This window comes from Bradyrhizobium sp. MI1.11, assembly GCF_055811255.1.
Genome location: NZ_JBVVPM010000186.1, coordinates 1 through 901, shown reverse-complemented (window position 1 = coordinate 901; position 901 = coordinate 1). Strand labels below are relative to the sequence as shown.

General features: G+C 59.2%; 1 protein-coding gene. It reads right to left on the bottom strand.

Annotated features, from left to right (window positions below; all coding sequences use genetic code 11):
• Nucleotides 1-775 (bottom strand): outer membrane protein (locus AC0L30_RS43030; protein WP_473406795.1); only part of this gene is annotated, 775 nt, incomplete at its 3' end.
• Nucleotides 776-901: the final 126 nt, after the last annotated feature.

Here is a 901-nt window from a genome sequence, read left to right as displayed (position 1 = left end):
CGGCGCCACCCCAGCGATAGTTCACGCGGACCACACCGATATCGACGTCCTGACCGATACGGGCAGTCCCTGCAAAAGCGCCCACCGGAACACCCGGGATTCCTGTTGAAAAAAAGAAGTCTACGTCCCGGTGACCCATGAACAGATGGTCGTACTCAACGCCGATGGACCAGTTCGGAGCGAGGGCAAATTCCAGGCCCGCCCCTACCGTGCCGCCCCAACGAGTTTCGCTGCCGTTGTCAAAAGTCAGCCCGGTCGCAATATCGGAGACCCGGTATTTGTCGTGGACAACCGCCGCGCCACCTTTCACATAGAGCAGCACGTTATTCCAGGCATGGCCGACTTGGCCCGTGAACAGGCCGAATGCATCAAGCTTGGACTCATCCTGGACGCCTGCAAAAGCGAGATTGGCGCTGGAGCCCTTGAAATCGGCCCAGTTGCCCTGCGCCTCCAGGCCGAACACCGAGTTCGCTATCTGCCAGCGATAGCCGATTTGACCGCCGACCGCGCCTCCCGTCGCATTATGGCACCCCATGCTGACGGGCGGAGCGACGACCACGCCGCCAGAATTAAGCAGGTCCCAGCACTGATGCGCGGAGCCGCCGCCGCCATTCATGCCGATGTAGAAGCCGCTCCAATCATAGATTGGAATGACCGTCGGGGGCGCTTTGACGTAGGATCGCGGGGCCAGATCAGCGGCAGAAGCAGCAGCAGCTAGCGCAATGAAGGCTACCGTGCCCAGCAGGATGTCTTTCATCTCCAAACCCAGCTTCATATCGACTTCCTTGATGATGTATTAAGGAGGATTCCATGTGACCATCTTCTCCATCAACTCCCAAGGGAGGTAGTTGACTGGGGCGCAAGCGTTGCCTGAGCATCCGATGGATGGTCAAAAGTGCGG